The sequence below is a fragment of the Stenotrophomonas nitritireducens genome (assembly GCF_050984405.1).
In the GTDB taxonomy this organism is placed as follows: domain Bacteria; phylum Pseudomonadota; class Gammaproteobacteria; order Xanthomonadales; family Xanthomonadaceae; genus Stenotrophomonas; species Stenotrophomonas nitritireducens_B.
In genome coordinates, this window is sequence record NZ_CP158790.1 from 2,988,435 (window position 1) to 3,003,836 (window position 15,402).

Genomic DNA, 15,402 nt, shown 5'->3' on the forward strand with positions numbered 1-15,402 from the left:
GCATGGCCACCGAAGTCAAAGCCCCGGTACTGCCCGAATCCGTCGCTGACGGCACCATCGCCACCTGGCACAAGAAGGTCGGCGACGCGGTCAAGCGCGACGAAAACCTGCTTGACCTGGAAACCGACAAGGTCGTGCTCGAGGTCCCGTCGCCGGTCGATGGCGTGATCAAGGAGATCAAGTTCCCCGAAGGCGCCACCGTGACCAGCAGCCAGGTCGTGGCGATCATCGAGGAAGGCGCCGTCGCCACGGCGCCGGCCCCGGCCGCCGCCGAGGCACCGAAGGCTGCTGCTCCGGCTCCGGCCGCAGCCGCCGCCGCCGGCCCCGGCCGCCAAGTCGGCCGCCGACAGCCTGCCCCCGGGCGCCCGCTTCTCGGCCATCACCGAAGGCGTGAACCCGGCCGACGTCGCCGGCACCGGCCGCCATGGCGCGGTGACCAAGGAAGACATCGTCAACTTCGCCCGCAACGGCGGCGTCGGCAAGGCCGGCGGCGCGCGTCCGGAAGAACGCGTGCCGATGACCCGCATGCGCAAGCGCATCGCCGAGCGCCTGATGCAGTCCAAGGAATCCATCGCCATGCTGACTTCGTTCAACGAAGTCAACCTGGCCAAGGTGTCGGCCGCGCGCAAGGAGCTGCAGGACGAGTTCCAGAAGGCGCACGGCATCAAGCTTGGCTTCATGAGCTTCTTCGTGAAGGCCGCGGCCAACGCGCTGCAGCGCTTCCCGCTGGTCAACGCCTCGGTCGACGGCGACGACATCATCTATCACGGCTACTCGGACATCTCCATCGCCGTGTCCACCGACAAGGGCCTGGTGACGCCGGTGCTGCGCAACGTCGAGCGCATGTCCTTCGCCGACATCGAGCAGGGCATCGCCGATTACGCCAAGAAGGCGCGCGACGGCAAGCTGTCGCTGGACGACCTGCAGGGCGGCACCTTCACCGTGACCAACGGCGGCACCTTCGGTTCGCTGATGTCGACCCCGATCGTCAATCCGCCGCAGAGCGCCATCCTCGGCATGCACACGATCAAGGAGCGCCCGATCGCCGAGAACGGCCAGGTCGTGATCGCGCCGATGATGTACATCGCCCTGTCCTACGACCACCGCATCATCGACGGCAAGGACGCGGTGCAGTTCCTGGTGGACATCAAGAACCAGCTGGAAAACCCGGGCCGCATGCTGTTCGGCCTGTAATTCCGCTCCAGGCCCCTCTCCGTCCGGGAGAGGGGTTGGGGTGAGGGCAAGCCTCACCCGCACCCTCATCCGGCGCTTCGCGCCACCTTCTCCCGGCGGGAGAAGGGATAGGAAACAAGGAATCTCAAATGGCTGAACAATTCGACGTCGTCGTCATCGGTGCCGGCCCGGCCGGCTACCACGCCGCCATCCGCGCCGCCCAGCTGGGCCTGAAGACCGCCTGCATCGACGCGGCGCTGGGCAAGGACGGCAAGCCGGCGCTGGGCGGCACCTGCCTGCGCGTGGGCTGCATCCCGTCCAAGGCGCTGCTGGATTCTTCGCACCAGTACCACAACATGCAGCACCAGTTCGCGCAGCACGGCATCAGCTTCAAGGATGGCGCCATCGACGTGGGCACGATGGTCGCGCGCAAGGACGCCATCGTGAAGCAGTTCACCGGCGGCATCGCCATGCTGTTCAAGGCCAACAAGGTCACCCCGTATTACGGCTTCGGCCAGCTGCAGGCCGGCAACGTGGTCAAGGTCAAGCAGCACGACGGCAGCGAGGTCGAGCTGAAGGGCACCAACGTCATCATCGCCGCAGGTTCGGATTCGATCGAGCTGCCGTTCGCCAAGTTCGACGGCGAAACCATCGTCGACAACGTCGGCGCGCTGGACTTCGCCGAAGTGCCCAAGCGCCTGGCCGTCATCGGCGCCGGCGTGATCGGCCTGGAGCTGGGCAGCGTGTGGAAGCGCCTCGGCGCGGAAGTCACCATCCTCGAAGCGATGCCGGAGTTCCTGCCCGCCGCCGATGCGGAAGTGAGCAAGCTGGCCGCGCGCGAGTTCAAGAAGGAAGGCCTGAACATCCTGCTCGGCGCCAAGGTCAGCAAGACCGAGGTGACCGGCAAGGGCAAGAAGAAGGAAGTGGTCATCAGCTACGCCGACAAGGATGGCGAAAAGACCCTCACCGTGGACAAGCTGCTGGTGGCCGTGGGCCGCCGCGCCGCGAGCAACGGCCTGCTGGCCGAAGGCACCGGCGTGCAGCTCAACGAGCGCGGCCAGGTGGTGGTCGACGACCACTGCCATACCGGCGTCGATGGCGTGTGGGCGATCGGCGACTGCGTGCGCGGCCCGATGCTGGCGCACAAGGGCTTCGAGGAAGGCATCGCGGTGGCCGAACTGATCGCCGGCCTGCCGGGCCACGTCAACCTCGACACCATTCCCTACGTCATCTACACCAGCCCGGAAATCGCCTGGGTCGGCAAGACCGAGCAGCAGCTCAAGGCCGAGGGCGTCGCCTACAAGGCCGGCAGCTTCCCGTTCGCCGCCGTGGGCCGCGCGGTGGCGATGGCCGAGCCGACCGGCTTCGTCAAGGTGATCGCCGATGCGGAAACCGACCGCGTGCTCGGCCTGCACCTGATCGGCCCGAACGTCAGCGAACTGGTGCACGAAGGCGTGCTGACCATGGAGTTCAGCGGCAGCGCCGACGACCTGGCCCGCATCTGCCACGCCCATCCGAGCCTGTCCGAAGCCGTGCACGATGCGGCGATGGCCGTGGCCAAGCGCTCGATCCACAAGGCCAACTGAGCGGGGAACATGGGAACAGGGAACGGGGAATGAAACGTCCCGGCCCCTGTTTCCGCCCCCAGCGAACGCCGGCAGCGATGCCGGCGTTCTGCTTCCTCCGTTTCCTTCATTCCCCGCTCCCCCTCCCTGTTCCCCGCCCCCATGAAATCCATCTGCGTCTACTGCGGCTCCAATCCCGGCGCCAAACCCGTCTATGTCGAGCGCGCCACCGAACTGGGCCGGCGCATCGCCGGCGAAGGCCTGCGCCTGGTCTATGGCGGCGGCCGCACCGGACTGATGGGCGCGGTGGCCGACGGCGTGCTGGCCGCCGGCGGCGAAGTCACCGGCGTGATTCCGCAGCACCTGGTGGACCTGGAAGTCGCGCACCAGGGCGTGACCACCCTGGAGGTCGTCGGCTCCATGCACGAGCGCAAGTCGCGCATGTTCGACCTGTCCGACGCCTTCGTCGCCCTGCCCGGCGGCTTCGGCACCGCCGAAGAAATCTTCGAGATGCTGACCTGGCGCCAGCTCGGCATCGGCAAGAAGCCCTGCGCCTTCCTCGACGTGGACGGCTTCTACGCCAAGCTGATCGGCATGATCGACCACATGGTGGAGGAACGTTTCCTGCACCCCGAGCAGCGCCAGGACCTGTGGTACGGCGACGACGCGGAGCGGATGCTGGCGTGGATGCGCGCTTATTCGCCGGCGCAGGCGGACAAGTGGTTTGACGAGAAGCTTCGGGCTGCGTTGCGGTAAGTCACGGGCGCGTGGCGACGCGGCAGCAAGGCTGGCGCCTCAACGCCAGCGAGGCGCGGTTTGACGAGAAGCTGCGGGCTGCGTTGCGGTAAGTCTGCTGGCGCGTGGCGACGCGGCATGCAAGGCTGGCGCCTCAATGCCAGCGAGGCGCGGTTTGACGAGAAGCTGCGGGCTGCGTTGCGGTAAGTGCGTGCGGAGCAAGCTCCGCACCTACGGTTGCAGGAGCGATGTCAATCCGTAGATGCGGGGCTTGCCCCGCATGTGGCTGGCGCGTGGCGACGCGGCAAACATTGTCGGCGCCACCACGGTCAGTGCGGTGCGGTTTGACGAAAAGTTGCGGCTGCGCTGCCGCAGGCGCGTGCGGGTCAAGCCCGCTATCTGCGACATCATTCTGCCGCTGGTGACCACGGGTCACGACGATCTGCCGCCGGTGTGGCCGCGCGACACACATCCGTAAATGTGGGGCTTGTCCCGCATACAGCCTCACCAGCACAGCCCGTGCCGGGCAAGCCCGGCACCTGCGGCTGCGTGAGCTCCCTCACCCCTCTTTCTGCAGCGTTGCCTCGCGCGGCAGCGGGTAGCCGAGCAGGTAGCCCTGGCCGAAGTTGCAGCCGATCTCGAGCAGGGTGCGCAGCTGGCGCTCGTCCTCCACGCCCTCGCCGATGGTCTCGATGCCCAGCGTGCGCGCCAGCGACACCACGCCCTCGACCAGCGCCTGGGTGCTCTTGCCGTTGTCGGCGTGCAGGCCGGCGACGAAGCTGCGGTCGATCTTCAGCGCGCTGATCGGGAAGCGGTGCAGGTAGGACAGCGCCGAATACCCCGTGCCGAAATCATCCAGCTGCGCCACGATGCCGCGCTCGCGCAGCTGGTGCAGGATGCGCAGCGTGCGCGGCGCGTCCTCCAGCAACGCCATTTCGGTGATCTCCACCCGCAGCCGCGCCGGATCGGCGCCGGCCGCGTCCAGCAGCCCCAGCAGGCGCGTGGCGAACTCCGGCGAACGGAAGTGGCGCGGCGAAACGTTCACCGAGATGTAGCCGGACGACGTGCCGGCCAGGTCGCGGACCACCTGCTCGTAGATCAGCCAGTCCACCTGTTCGATCAGGCCGCTTTCCTCGCCCAGCGAAATGAACTCGCCCGGCAACAGCAGCCCGCGGCCCTCGTGCTGCCAGCGCAGCAGCGCTTCGTGGCCCACCTCGCGGCCGTCGACCAGCGATACGATCGGCTGGTAGAACGGCACGAAATCGTTGCTGATGATGGCCCGGCGCAGGTCGGCCTCCAGTTCCAGGCTCTGCAGCGACTGCTCGCGCATTGCCTCGTCGAACACCATGCAGCGGTCCTGGCCCATGCCCTTGGCGCGGTACATCGCCGCATCGGCGTCGCGCAGCAGCTCGGCGCCGGAGGTGTAGCGCGGGCTCCACACCGCGATGCCGATGCTGCCCGACGGGAACAGCTCGCGCCCGTCCACCCACATCGAGTGCTCCAGCGAGCGCAGCAGGCGACGCCCCACCTCCATCGCCGCGTCGGCGCCCTCCCCGCGCACCAGCAGCGCGAACTCGTCGCCGCCCAGGCGCGCCACCACGTCGTCGCTGCGCAGCATGCCGACCAGGCGCTGCGCCACTTCCACCAGCATGCGGTCGCCAGCGGCGTGGCCGATGCTGTCGTTGACCCACTTGAAGCGGTCCAGGTCCAGGAACAACAGCGCGAACACGGGGCCCACGCCGAGCTGCGCGTGTTCGATGGCCTCCTCGAGCTTTTCCAGCAGATGCAGGCGGTTGGGCAGGCCGGTCAGCACGTCGTGCATCGCCAGGTGGGTCAGGCGCTGCTCCACGCGCATGCGCTCGCCGATCTGCGCCAGCAGCTTCTGGTTGACCTCGCCCAGCTCGCGGGTGCGCTCGGCCACGCGCCGCTCCAGCTCGGCGTGCGCCTGCAGCAGGCGGTTGCGGTCGCGCTGGCGGGCCAGGCTGTTGCCGATGTTGCGCGCCACGAACGCCAGCAGCCGCTGGTCGTGGGCGGTGAAGGTGACGTCGGGGTTGTAGCTCTGCACCGCGATCACGCCGACCACCTCGTCGTCGCTGAACAGCGGGACGCCCAGCCAGCACTGCGACTTGGCGCCGAACTCGCGCACGTCGCCGCGCGCGATCAGCACGTCGATCTGCGCGCGCGTGGCCAGCAGCGGCTGGCCGTTGCGGATGGTGTATTCGGTCAGGCCGCCGCTGAAGGAGCGCGAGGCGCGCACCCGGTTGAACTCGTCCACCGAGTAGACGAAATCCAGCCCGTCGCCCTGCTCGTTGACCAGCGCGATGTAGAAGTTGCTCGCGTCCAGCAGCCCGTCGATCACCCGGTGCACTTCGGCGTGGAACTCGGCCTGGCTGCCGCAGCTCATCGCCAGTTCGGAAATATTGAACAGCGCCGCCTGCAGGGCCTCGGCGCGGCGCCGCTCCTGGATCTCGTCCTGCAGGCTGGCATTGGCGAGTTCCAGCTCCAGCGTGCGCCGCTGCACGTGCTGTTCCAGCTGCACGTGCGCCTGGCGCCGGTCCATCGCGGTCAGGATGTGCTTGGCCACGAAGTTGAGGACGGCGCGGTCCTCGTCGCGGTACTGCACGCCCGCCTCGTAGCTCTGCACCACGATCGCGCCGCACACGGTGCTGTCGCGCCACATCGGCACGCCCAGCCAGTCGGCGCTGTCCGGGCCGCTGTGCACCGAATGCGGCTGGTCGAGCACCTCCAGCAGTTCGCGCGAGGGCCCGTGCATGATCTTGCCCCGGCGCAGCACGGCGAAGGTCAGGCTGTCCTGCATCTCCTCGTAGCGGAAGCGCCGCTCCGGGTCCGGGGCGAAGGTGTCCCAGGTGTCGGCGAAATACAGGAAGCGCAGGCTGCTCTGGTGCTCGTCGCATTCGACGATGTAGCAGTTTTCCGCATACATCAGCGTGCACAGGATGCGGTGGAACTGGGCCAGCATCTGCGGCATTTCCAGGTCGCTGCCGGCCAGGTCGGCGATCTCGAACAGCGCCCGCTGCAGCTGCTTGGCGCGTTCGAGCTGCTCGATCTGCACGCCCTGCCGCAGCGACACCAGCACCGCGGCGACCAGCGCATGCGCCGTGCCCAGCCAGGCCTGCCGCTGCGCCTGGGAGAACGCGGCGTCGGCCTCGGCCAGCACCACGATGCGCGCGCCGCCATCGCCGTCGGTCCAGCTTTCCATCAGCGGCTGCCGCAGGCCGGCCGGCAGCGGCGCGCCAGCCAGCAGGCACGCACCACCTCGCGCAGCGCCTCGGCGCCGGGGCTGACGCAATCGCCCTTCCCAAGCACGGCGTCGTCCCAGGCCAGCGCCACGGTGCTGTCGCCCGGCAACAGGCCGTACAGCGTCGCCACCACCCGGTTGGCGGGCGAATCGGTGTCCACGCGTCCGTTGCCGGCATGCACGTCGGATTGGCTGTGCGACATGGTCTCCATGTTTCTTCCGGGTCCCGGTGATCCGGAACTCCCCCCTGCCGCGCAGCATAACGCCGCCGGCCCCGGCTCCGGTGCGCACGCCTCGACATTTCCTGAACGCCCCGCGGCGCGCGCCCGTACATGACTAGGCAGTGGCGCGGACAGCGCTTAGGCTGCGGCACGTGGATACCGCCGTCCAAGCCCCGACCGACGAAGCGCTGATGCTGGCCTACGCCGAAGGCGACGGCGACGCGTTCGCCGAGCTGTATGCGCGCCACCGCGCGCGCCTGTTCCACTACCTGCTGGGGCAGCTGCACGACCGTTCGTTGGCCGAGGAACTGTTCCAGGACGTCTGGCAGCGGCTGATCCATGCGCGCAGCGGCTGGAAGCCGGAGGCGGCCTTCGCCACCTGGCTGTTCCGCATCGCCCACAACCGCCTGAACGACCACTGGCGCGCGGCGCGCCACCGCCCGGGCGGCGCCGGACGACGCCGACGAGCGCACCGCGCGGCTGGCCGACACCTGCACGCCGGAACTGCTGGCCGACGAGCAGGACGAACGGCTGCGGCTGCGCCAGGCGATGGCCGAACTGCCGCAGGAACAGCAGGAGGTCCTGGTCCTGCGCCTGGAACAGGAACTGAGCCTGGAGGAGATCGGGCAGATCACCGGCGTGGGCCGGGAAACCGTCAAGTCGCGGCTGCGTTATGCGATGGACAAGCTGCGCGCGAGGTTGAGCGAATGAACATGACCGACCCGCTAACGCCCGAAGAACGCGAACTGGCGCGGCTGCTGGGGCGCCCCGCCGCGGCCCTGCCATCGTCCCGGATCGACGAGGCCATCCTCGCCCGGGCCCGCGAACCGGCCGCATCGACACCGGCGCCGACGCCGCGGCCTTCCGCGCCGCCGGCCGCGTTCAGCACCGGGGCCTCCCGTTCCCGGACGTGTGCGCCGGCGCGGCCTGGTGTCCTCGCTGGCCGTGGCCGCGTCGCTGGGTCCTGGTCGTTGGCCTGGCCTGGCAGCTGCGGCCGACGCAGACGCCGCCGTCGTCGCCGCCGCCCGTTGCCGCGAACGCACACGCGCCCGTGGCCGACGCGGAAATGCCCGTGACGCAGGAGGCGAACGCACCGGTCGCCGCGTCCGATGCGGCGGCGCCCGCGCCGGCAAGCGCGCCTGCCTCCGATGCCACGCCCGCACCCGCCGCCATCGCGCGCCCCGCACCGCCGCCGGCACGCATCGCGCGTGCACCGGCCGACGCGGACGTCGCGCGCCAAGGTCCGCGTGCAGGAAGCGGCACCGGTCGGTCGCGTTGCCTCCGCCGTCGCCCGCACGCGCCACGATCACGCCGCCCGCGCTCCCCCCCCCCCCGCGCCCCCGCGCCCGCGCCCGCACCGGCGGCGGCGGCGTATGCGCTGGAGCCGATGCCGGAGATCGCCGGGCAGGCCGCACCGTCCCGCCGCCGCACCAGCGGCCCTGCGCCTGCACTCGGCCGCCACCGCGTCGCAGGTACAGGATGGGCAGATCACCACCATGACCGTCGACCTGGCGCAGGCGGCCGCCGACGAGGACGCCCGGCTTCCGCGCCGGCAGCAGTGGCTGGAGCGCATCCGCGCGCGCCGCGCGACGATGGCGATCTCGATGCGGCGCGCGCCAGCCTGCGGCGTTTCGTGCAGGCCTATCCGGAAGCCCGCATTCCGCGCGACCTGCGCCCGCTGCTCGCCGACTGAGCGGCGTGCCCGCACAGACCGGCGAGCGCACCGGCCCGGCAAACCGCGGCCGCGCCCCTAGAATGGGCGCGATGCCCGATACCCTCGCCGCGCCCGCCAGCCACGTGCTGGAAATCAAGCACAGCCGCTTCCTCGCCCAGGCCACGCCGATCGGCAGCGCGGCCGATGCGCTGTCCTTCGTCGCGGAGGTCTCGGTGGCCGACGCCACCCACAACTGCTGGGCGTACCGCTGCGGCAACGAGTACCGCTCCAGCGACGACGGCGAGCCGGCCGGCACCGCCGGGCGCCCGATCCTGGCCGCGATCGACGGCCAGGGCTACGACCGCATCGCCGTGGTCGTGACCCGCTGGTACGGCGGCATCAAGCTCGGCGCCGGCGGGACTGACTGGTGCGCGCCTACGGCGGCACCGCGGCCGAATGCCTGCGGCTGGCGCCGCGCCAGCCGCTGGTGGCGATGCGCAGGCTGCAGCTGGCCTGCCCGTTCGACGAGCTCGGTACCGTGTACGCGCAGCTGGCCACGCACGCGGCCGACAAACTCGGCGAAGCGTTCGACGAGCACGGCGCGCAGCTGTCCATCGAACTGCCCGTCGACCGCGTGGATGGCTTGAAAACCCAGCTGCGCGACGCCACCCGTGACAGGGTGCGCTGGCTCGACGCCGGCGGCTGAGGCCGGTGCCGCCCCTCACTTCTCCCGATGCCCTGCCCATGACCGACAACGCCCCCGCTTCCTCTCCTTCCGCCAAGGCACGGCTCGGCACGCTGCGTGCGCTGTGGCCGTTCGTAAGCCGCCACATGGGCCTGTTCACGGCCTGGCTGGTGGCGCTGGCGGTGGCCTCGGCGGCGACGCTGAGCTTCCCGGTCGCGTTCCGGCGCATGATCGACGACGGCTTCAGCAACGGCAGCAACATCGACCAGGTGTTCCTGCTGGTGTTCGCGGTGGTGGTGGTGCTGGCCGCGGCCAGCGCGGCGCGTTTCTTCTTCGTCTCGCTGCTGGGTGAAAAGGTGGTGGCCGACCTGCGCCGGCAGCTGTACGCGCACCTGATCGGGCTGGATGCGCAGTTCCACGACCGCAACCGCAGCGGCGAGCTGGTTTCGCGCCTGTCCGCCGACAGCGAGCTGCTGCGCAGCGTGGTCGGCAGCAGCATGTCGGTGGCGCTGCGCAGCACCGTCACCGTGGTCGGCAGCCTGGCGATGCTGTTCGTCACCAGCCCGCGCCTGGCCGCCTTCACGCTGGTCGGCATCCCGCTGGCGGTGCTGCCGATCATCCTGGGCGCGCGCCGGCTGGAAAAAGCCTCGCGCGCCAGCCAGGACCGCGTCGCCGACGCCAACAACCTCGCCAGCGAAACCCTCGGCGCGGTCCGCACCGTGCAGGCGCACGCGCGCGAGGACTACGAGACCGGCCGTTTCAGCGACGCGGTGCGCGTGGCGGTGGCGACCGCGCGCGGCCGCATCCGCACCCAGTCGCTGGTCACCGCCATCGTCATCACCCTGGTGTTCGGCGCGGTGGTGCTGGTGCTGTGGTCCGGCGCGCACGACGTGATCGCCGGGCGCATCAGCAAGGGCGAACTGGGCCAGTTCGTGTTCTATGCGCTGATCGGCGGCGGCTCGGTCGGCGCGCTCGCCGAAGTATGGAACGAGCTGCAGCGCGCCGCCGGCGGCATGGGCCGCATCGCCGAACTGCTGCAGGAGCGCGCGGACGTGTGCGCGCCGGATACGCCGTTGGCCCTGCCCGTGCCGCTGCGCGGCGACATCCGTTTCGACGAGGTGGTCTTCCACTATCCGCAGCGGCCCGGCCATCCGGCGCTGGACGGCTTCACCCTGCACGTGCGGCCGGGCGAGACCGTGGCCCTGGTGGGCCCGTCTGGCGCCGGCAAGAGCACCGTGCTGTCGCTGCTGCTGCGCTTCCACGATCCCGAATCCGGCGCGGTGAGCATCGACGGCATCGACCTGCGCCAGGCCGAACCGGGCGCGCTGCGCGAGCAGGTCGCGCTGGTGCCGCAGCAGCCGGCGCTGTTCGCCTCCAGCGCGGCCGAGAACATCCGCTACGGCCGGCCGCCTGCAGGCCAGCGACGAGGACGTGCGCGCCGCCGCGCGCGTGCCGCCGAGGCCGACGACTTCATCCGCGCCCTGCCCGAAGGCTATGCCAGCGAACTGGGAGCGCGGCGCGCGCGCGCGCCTGTCCGGCGGCCAGCAGCAGCGCATCGCCATCGCCCGCGCCCTGCTCAAGGACGCGCCGATCCTGCTGCTGGACGAAGCCACCAGCGCGCTGGACGCGCAGAGCGAACGCGCGGTGCAGCAGGCGCTGGAACGGCTGATGGCCGGCCGCACCACGCTGGTGATCGCGCACCGGCTGGCCACCGTGCTCAAGGCCGACCGCATCGTGGTGATGGACCACGGCCGCATCGTCGCCCAGGGCACGCACGAGCAGCTGCTGCGCGAAGGCGGGCTGTACGCGGAGCTGGCACGGCTGCAGTTCATCGACTGACGCCGCCTGCTCCAGGTGGAACGCCGCACGCCGACGCGGCGTGCGACCGCGCAGCGCATGGCGTGCCCATCGACATCGATCGCGGCGCTCCGCTCGTTCGCATGCAAACGAACGTCCTCGCGACGCCGCGCTAACGCGCGGCGATGCAGGCTGGCCCGGCCGAACCGGGTTGCATGCCACGCAGGAGGTCGTCATGTCGTTCCGCCAGTTCCCCGCCACCGACAACAACGGCGAAAGTCGCATCATCATCGAATTCACGCCCGAGCCCGGCAGCGCGCCGGACGGCAACGACGCGTCGCCGCGCTACGAACTGGACGACGGCCGCCACCTGCAGCGCAACGCACGCGAATTCACCACGCTCGATGGCGAACTGCGGCTGACGATCTGAAACAGGCCGCTCCTCCTGCAGGAGCGGCTTCAGTCGCGACGAAGCCTTCTTCTTGACGTCCCCGTTCGCGACTGAAGTCGCTCCTACGGGCCTGCGACGACGCGCGGAAATCCGCATGGCGAAGAATTCGCCAGCCATCTTGACAGCCTTGCACCGCAAGGGCTGCCGTCGTCCATCCACAGACTTGTGCGCAGGTCATCCACACCCGCTGTGGATGAATGCGCGTGACGCCGCGCGGATGTCCACCGGCGTCACGACACAGGCGGGTGCAAGGGTCCATCGCCGGCGCGCGACGTCAGCGGCAACGGCTGGTCAGGAATTCGCCAGCCATCTTGACAACCTTGCGCAGCAAGGGCTGCCGGCATTCATCCACAGACTTGTGCGCAGGTCATCCACACCCGCTGTGGATGACTGTGCGCTCAGCGGTCCAGCACCCGGCCGATGCCGCTGTCGTCGATCTCGCGCGCGGCCGCTTCCAGTACGTCCGGTGCATAGCGCTGCACGAAACCCATGCGGAAGTGCACCTCGCCGCCGGGCGTGCGCGAGGAATGGATCGAGGACAGGCTGATGCCGTGCCGTTCGAACACATGCAGCAGTTCGCGCAGCGAACCGGCGCGGTCCTCGGGCAGGTGCACGCTCATCGCGCGCGTGTCGGTCAGGTCGGCCAGCAGGTAGCCCAGCCGCTCGAAGCTGTAGTTGCCGTCGCGCAGCGTCTGTTCGCCCACCGCATCGCGGTTGTCGTCGAGGAACTGGCTGCGGAAGGCCGCGCGCGCCGCGTCGCTGCCTTCGGCCAGCAGCGCGCGCAGTTGCCGCAGCTGTTCCAGCAGATGATCCAGCACCTCGCCCGCATGCGGGTTGCCGAACTGGATGTCCTCGTAGATCGCCGGGTTGAGCGACAGGATGCGCGAGATCACCGCCGCGTCCAGTTCGAACGCGGTTGAGCGGTAGGGCATCAGCGCCCGCAGTTCGCCGAGCAGCGGCGCGTAGCCGCGCAGCACGCCGGCCTGTGCCAAGTGGGTGGCATGCACCATCGCCTGCACCAGCGCCATCACCCTGTCGTGGTGCTCGGGCGTGGCGCGCACGCACTCGGCTTCCAGCGCGGCGTACAGCCGTTCCAGCCAGGGCTGCCAGCGCGCCTCCACGCGCGCCTCGCACACCACCATCACCCGGCCCTTGAGCGTGGGCGCCTTGGGCGGCGCGGTCATCGGATGCAGACCGGCGACGCTGGCCTGCGAACCGAGCATCGCCGCCACCGGCGCGCTCTTGATCGAGGTCACGTCCAGCCACAGCCGGTCGCGCTCGCGCCCTGCCGAGCGCCGCACGTAATCGGCGATCAGCGCCGGCGTATGCCGGATCGGCGCGGAGAACAGCAGCACATCCGCGCGTTCCAGCAACTGCTCGGGCGTCTGCGAGGCGGCATCGACCGGGTCGTGGCCGATCACCTCCAGGCCCATGCGCGACTGGAAGAAGCCGCGCAGCCAGCGGCCGTAGGCGCCGCCGCTGACCCACGATGCCAACCGTGCGTGGCGTGCGCGTGTGCAAACCGCTCATGCCACGCGTTCGGCGCGGAAGCGCGTGCCTTCAGCCAATGCTGCAGGCGCCGCAGCGATCACGTCGAACTCCTCGAAGCCATGGGCCAGGGTTGCTTCCAGCGCCGCATGGGTACCCGCGATCGCACGCGAGATCGCCTGCTGCATCGATTCGCCGCGCAGCAGGAACGCGACCAGCAGCGACATCAGCACGTCGCCGGTACCGGCCACGTCCACCGGCAGGTGCGGCGAGGTCCAGCGCCAGATCTCGTCGCGGCCGATCGCCAGCGTGACCAGTTCGCCCGGCACGCCGGACACCGAATGCGCGATCACCCATTGCGGGCCGCGTTCAAGCAGCACGCGCGAGGCGGCGATGGCGTCGTCCTGTTCCAGCGCCGCCCTGCCGGTCAGGCGCCCCAGCTCGAAGGCGTTGGGCGTGACCAGCCAGGCATGCGGCAGCAGGCGTTCGGCGAAGATGCGTTCCAGCCCGGGCTCGACATAGGGGCCGGTATGGGTATCGCCGATCACCGGGTCCAGGCAGTAGCGCAGGTCCGGGCAGGACAGCAGCACGCCATCGAGCCAGTCGGCGAAGGCCGCGCCGTTGGCGACGCTGCCGAAGTAGCCGGACACCAGCGCGCCGGCGCGCTGCGGCAGGCCGCGTTCGCTGGCGCCCTGCAGCAGCTCGGCAAACCAGTCCGCCGGCAGCACGCGGCCGCGCAGCGTCGCGTAGAACGGCGCGTTGCTGAGCAGCGTGGTGGGAATCTCCGCCACGCGCAGGCCCAGCGCGCGCAACGGCGGCACCGCCGCGCTGTTGCCGGCATGGCCGTAGACCAGCTGCGACTGTACGGAAATCACGTCCACCGGCGAGGGCCCATCCGGGCGCTGCCGGCGACCGTGCACGAGATGACTGTGGTCGACGTCGTTCATCGCCGCATTCTACGCCCGCCGCAACGGCAGCCGATGGCATGGATGCGCACGCAACCAAACGCCGGAAACGACGGGAGCGCACTGTAGGAGCGCACTTCAGTGCGCGAAAGGGCCTTCCCGGTAAAGCCCCTTCGCGCACTGAAGTGCGCTCCTACAAGTGCGCTCCTGCGAAATCAGGATGAGGTCATCCGGTCCCAGAAGCCCTTGACGCCATCCAGGAAGGTGGCCGACTTGGGCGAGTGCTTGCGCGCTTCCTCGCCGACGAAGGTCGCCTCGAACTGCTCCAGCAGCTTGCGCTGTTCGGCGGTCAGGTTGACTGGCGTCTCCACCACGATGCGGCAGTACAGATCGCCTTCGGTGCGGCTGCGCACCGACCTCACACCCTTGCCGCGCAGGCGGAACAGCTTGCCGGTCTGGGTCTCGGCGGGAATGCGGATTTCCGCTTCGCCGCCCAGCGTGGCCACGCGCACGGCGTCGCCCAACGCCGCCTGCGAGATGCGGATGGGCACTTCGCAGTGCAGGTCGTCGCCGTCGCGGGTGAAGATGGCATGCTCGCGCACGCGCACTTCCACGTACAGGTCACCTGGCGGCGTGCCGGCGGGACCGGCCTCGCCCTCGCCCTGCAGGCGGATGCGGTCGCCGGTATCGACGCCGGCCGGCACCTTCACCGACAGCACCTTGTCTTCCTCGACACGGCCATTGCCGTGGCAGGTCTTGCACGGCCTGGCGACGATCTGGCCGCGGCCGCCGCAGTTGTGGCAGGCCTGCTGCATGGCGAAGATGCCGCGCTGCATGCGCACCTGGCCGCGGCCGCCGCAGACGTTGCAGGTCTCGACCTTGCCGTCTTCCGAGCCGCTGCCGTCGCAGTCGCCGCACTCGACCAGGGTCGGGATCTCGACGCGGCGCTCCACGCCGGCGACGGCCTCCTCCAGGTCCAGCTCCATCACGTAGCCGATGTCGGCGCCGCGACGCGCCTGGCGCGCGCCACCACCGCCGAAGATATTGCCGAAGATGTCGCCGAAGATGTCGCCCATGTCCGGGCCGCCCGGACCGCCGCCCATCCCGCCCATGCCGTGCTCGAACGCGGCGTGGCCATGGGCGTCATACAGACGCCGCTTGTTGCCGTCGGACAGGACCTCGTAGGCCTCCTTGCACTCCTTGAACGCCGCCTCGGCCGCGGCGTCGCCCGGATTGCGGTCCGGATGATGCTTCATCGCGCAGCGGCGATAGGCCTTCTTCAGTTCCTCGTCGCCGGCGTCGCGGGAGACGCCCAGTACTTCGTAGTAATCGCGCTTGCTCATGCTCTACCTCTCCCTCCCCCTCCGGGGGAGGGCTGGGGTGCGGGTTCGTTGATGCGACAAGGGTCCGGGACCGCGGTGCGCTCCCGAACCCTCACCCCAACCCCTCTCCCGGAGGGAGAGGGGCAT

Annotated in this window: 11 protein-coding genes and 4 pseudogenes; 10 read left to right on the top strand and 5 right to left on the bottom strand. The window is 70.0% G+C overall.

Annotated elements, in window-relative coordinates; translation table 11 throughout:
• Positions 1 to 2 precede the first annotated feature (2 nt).
• From sucB to ABTV91_RS13310, 4 genes and pseudogenes are all read left to right on the top strand, one after another.
• Positions 3 to 1,194 (top strand): annotated as a pseudogene (sucB, locus tag ABTV91_RS13295) (dihydrolipoyllysine-residue succinyltransferase).
• Between the two features lie 128 nt (positions 1,195 to 1,322).
• Entirely contained in the window at positions 1,323 to 2,759 is a 1,437-nt protein-coding gene (lpdA, locus tag ABTV91_RS13300) for a dihydrolipoyl dehydrogenase (RefSeq protein ID WP_433851861.1), read from the top strand.
• 141 nt (positions 2,760 to 2,900) lie between these two features.
• Positions 2,901 to 3,494 (top strand): TIGR00730 family Rossman fold protein, encoded by a 594-nt coding sequence (locus tag ABTV91_RS13305; protein WP_433851862.1) that lies wholly within the window; start codon positions 2,901 to 2,903, stop codon positions 3,492 to 3,494.
• A 259-nt stretch (positions 3,495 to 3,753) separates the two neighbouring features.
• Complete coding sequence (locus ABTV91_RS13310; RefSeq protein WP_433851863.1) at positions 3,754 to 3,951, top strand: hypothetical protein; 198 nt, start codon at positions 3,754 to 3,756, stop codon at positions 3,949 to 3,951.
• 81 nt (positions 3,952 to 4,032) lie between these two features.
• Here the strand turns inward: ABTV91_RS13310 and ABTV91_RS13315 are convergent, their stop codons facing one another.
• Together ABTV91_RS13315 and ABTV91_RS13320 are read right to left on the bottom strand one after the other, a co-directional pair.
• Positions 4,033 to 6,693, bottom strand: coding sequence for a putative bifunctional diguanylate cyclase/phosphodiesterase (locus tag ABTV91_RS13315; protein ID WP_433851864.1), 2,661 nt, complete (start codon positions 6,691 to 6,693; stop codon positions 4,033 to 4,035).
• Positions 6,693 to 6,944, bottom strand: a complete 252-nt coding sequence (locus ABTV91_RS13320) for a hypothetical protein (protein WP_433851865.1) — start codon at positions 6,942 to 6,944, stop codon at positions 6,693 to 6,695. Before ABTV91_RS13320 ends, ABTV91_RS13315 begins: the two co-directional genes overlap by 1 nt.
• Before the next feature lie 200 nt (positions 6,945 to 7,144).
• Here ABTV91_RS13320 and ABTV91_RS13325 point away from each other — a divergent pair.
• From ABTV91_RS13325 to ABTV91_RS13350, 6 genes and pseudogenes are all read left to right on the top strand, one after another.
• Positions 7,145 to 7,333, top strand: a pseudogene (locus ABTV91_RS13325) (sigma factor); the annotation flags it as partial.
• Positions 7,334 to 7,460: 127 nt separating this feature from the next.
• The gene (locus ABTV91_RS13330) at positions 7,461 to 7,664 is read left to right on the top strand and encodes a sigma-70 family RNA polymerase sigma factor (RefSeq protein WP_433854182.1); all 204 of its coding nucleotides are present in this window, start codon (positions 7,461 to 7,463) and stop codon (positions 7,662 to 7,664) included.
• Between the two features lie 847 nt (positions 7,665 to 8,511).
• Positions 8,512 to 8,646 (top strand): hypothetical protein, encoded by a 135-nt coding sequence (locus tag ABTV91_RS13335; protein WP_433851866.1) that lies wholly within the window; start codon positions 8,512 to 8,514, stop codon positions 8,644 to 8,646.
• Between the two features lie 62 nt (positions 8,647 to 8,708).
• A pseudogene (locus tag ABTV91_RS13340) lies at positions 8,709 to 9,313 on the top strand (IMPACT family protein).
• Between the two features lie 38 nt (positions 9,314 to 9,351).
• Positions 9,352 to 11,131: pseudogene (locus tag ABTV91_RS13345) on the top strand (ABC transporter transmembrane domain-containing protein).
• Between the two features lie 193 nt (positions 11,132 to 11,324).
• Positions 11,325 to 11,519, top strand: coding sequence for a hypothetical protein (locus ABTV91_RS13350; RefSeq protein WP_433851867.1), 195 nt, complete (start codon positions 11,325 to 11,327; stop codon positions 11,517 to 11,519).
• 419 nt (positions 11,520 to 11,938) lie between these two features.
• On the opposite strand, the gene ABTV91_RS13355 is transcribed toward ABTV91_RS13350, so the two are convergent.
• From ABTV91_RS13355 to dnaJ, 3 genes are all read right to left on the bottom strand, one after another.
• A complete protein-coding gene (locus ABTV91_RS13355) occupies positions 11,939 to 13,036 on the bottom strand; it encodes a prephenate dehydrogenase (protein WP_433851868.1) in 1,098 nt (365 codons plus the stop codon).
• A gap of 30 nt (positions 13,037 to 13,066) precedes the next feature.
• Positions 13,067 to 13,975 (bottom strand): pyridoxal kinase, encoded by a 909-nt coding sequence (gene pdxY, locus ABTV91_RS13360; RefSeq protein ID WP_433851869.1) that lies wholly within the window; start codon positions 13,973 to 13,975, stop codon positions 13,067 to 13,069.
• A 173-nt stretch (positions 13,976 to 14,148) separates the two neighbouring features.
• Complete coding sequence (dnaJ, locus tag ABTV91_RS13365; protein ID WP_433851870.1) at positions 14,149 to 15,276, bottom strand: molecular chaperone DnaJ; 1,128 nt, start codon at positions 15,274 to 15,276, stop codon at positions 14,149 to 14,151.
• Between the last annotated feature and the right edge of the window lie 126 nt (positions 15,277 to 15,402).

Bases quoted from the DNA above. Each gene is read 5' to 3' on its own strand.
- ABTV91_RS13315 (WP_433851864.1), bottom strand. From the start codon at position 6,693: ATGGAAAGCTGGACCGACGGCGATGGCGGCGCGCGCATCGTGGTGCTG.
- pdxY (WP_433851869.1), bottom strand. From the start codon at position 13,975: ATGAACGACGTCGACCACAGTCATCTCGTGCACGGTCGCCGGCAGCGC.
- ABTV91_RS13350 (WP_433851867.1), top strand. From the start codon at position 11,325: ATGTCGTTCCGCCAGTTCCCCGCCACCGACAACAACGGCGAAAGTCGC.
- ABTV91_RS13305 (WP_433851862.1), top strand. From the start codon at position 2,901: ATGAAATCCATCTGCGTCTACTGCGGCTCCAATCCCGGCGCCAAACCC.
- ABTV91_RS13310 (WP_433851863.1), top strand. From the start codon at position 3,754: ATGTGGCTGGCGCGTGGCGACGCGGCAAACATTGTCGGCGCCACCACG.
- ABTV91_RS13320 (WP_433851865.1), bottom strand. From the start codon at position 6,944: ATGGAGACCATGTCGCACAGCCAATCCGACGTGCATGCCGGCAACGGA.
- lpdA (WP_433851861.1), top strand. From the start codon at position 1,323: ATGGCTGAACAATTCGACGTCGTCGTCATCGGTGCCGGCCCGGCCGGC.
- dnaJ (WP_433851870.1), bottom strand. From the start codon at position 15,276: ATGAGCAAGCGCGATTACTACGAAGTACTGGGCGTCTCCCGCGACGCC.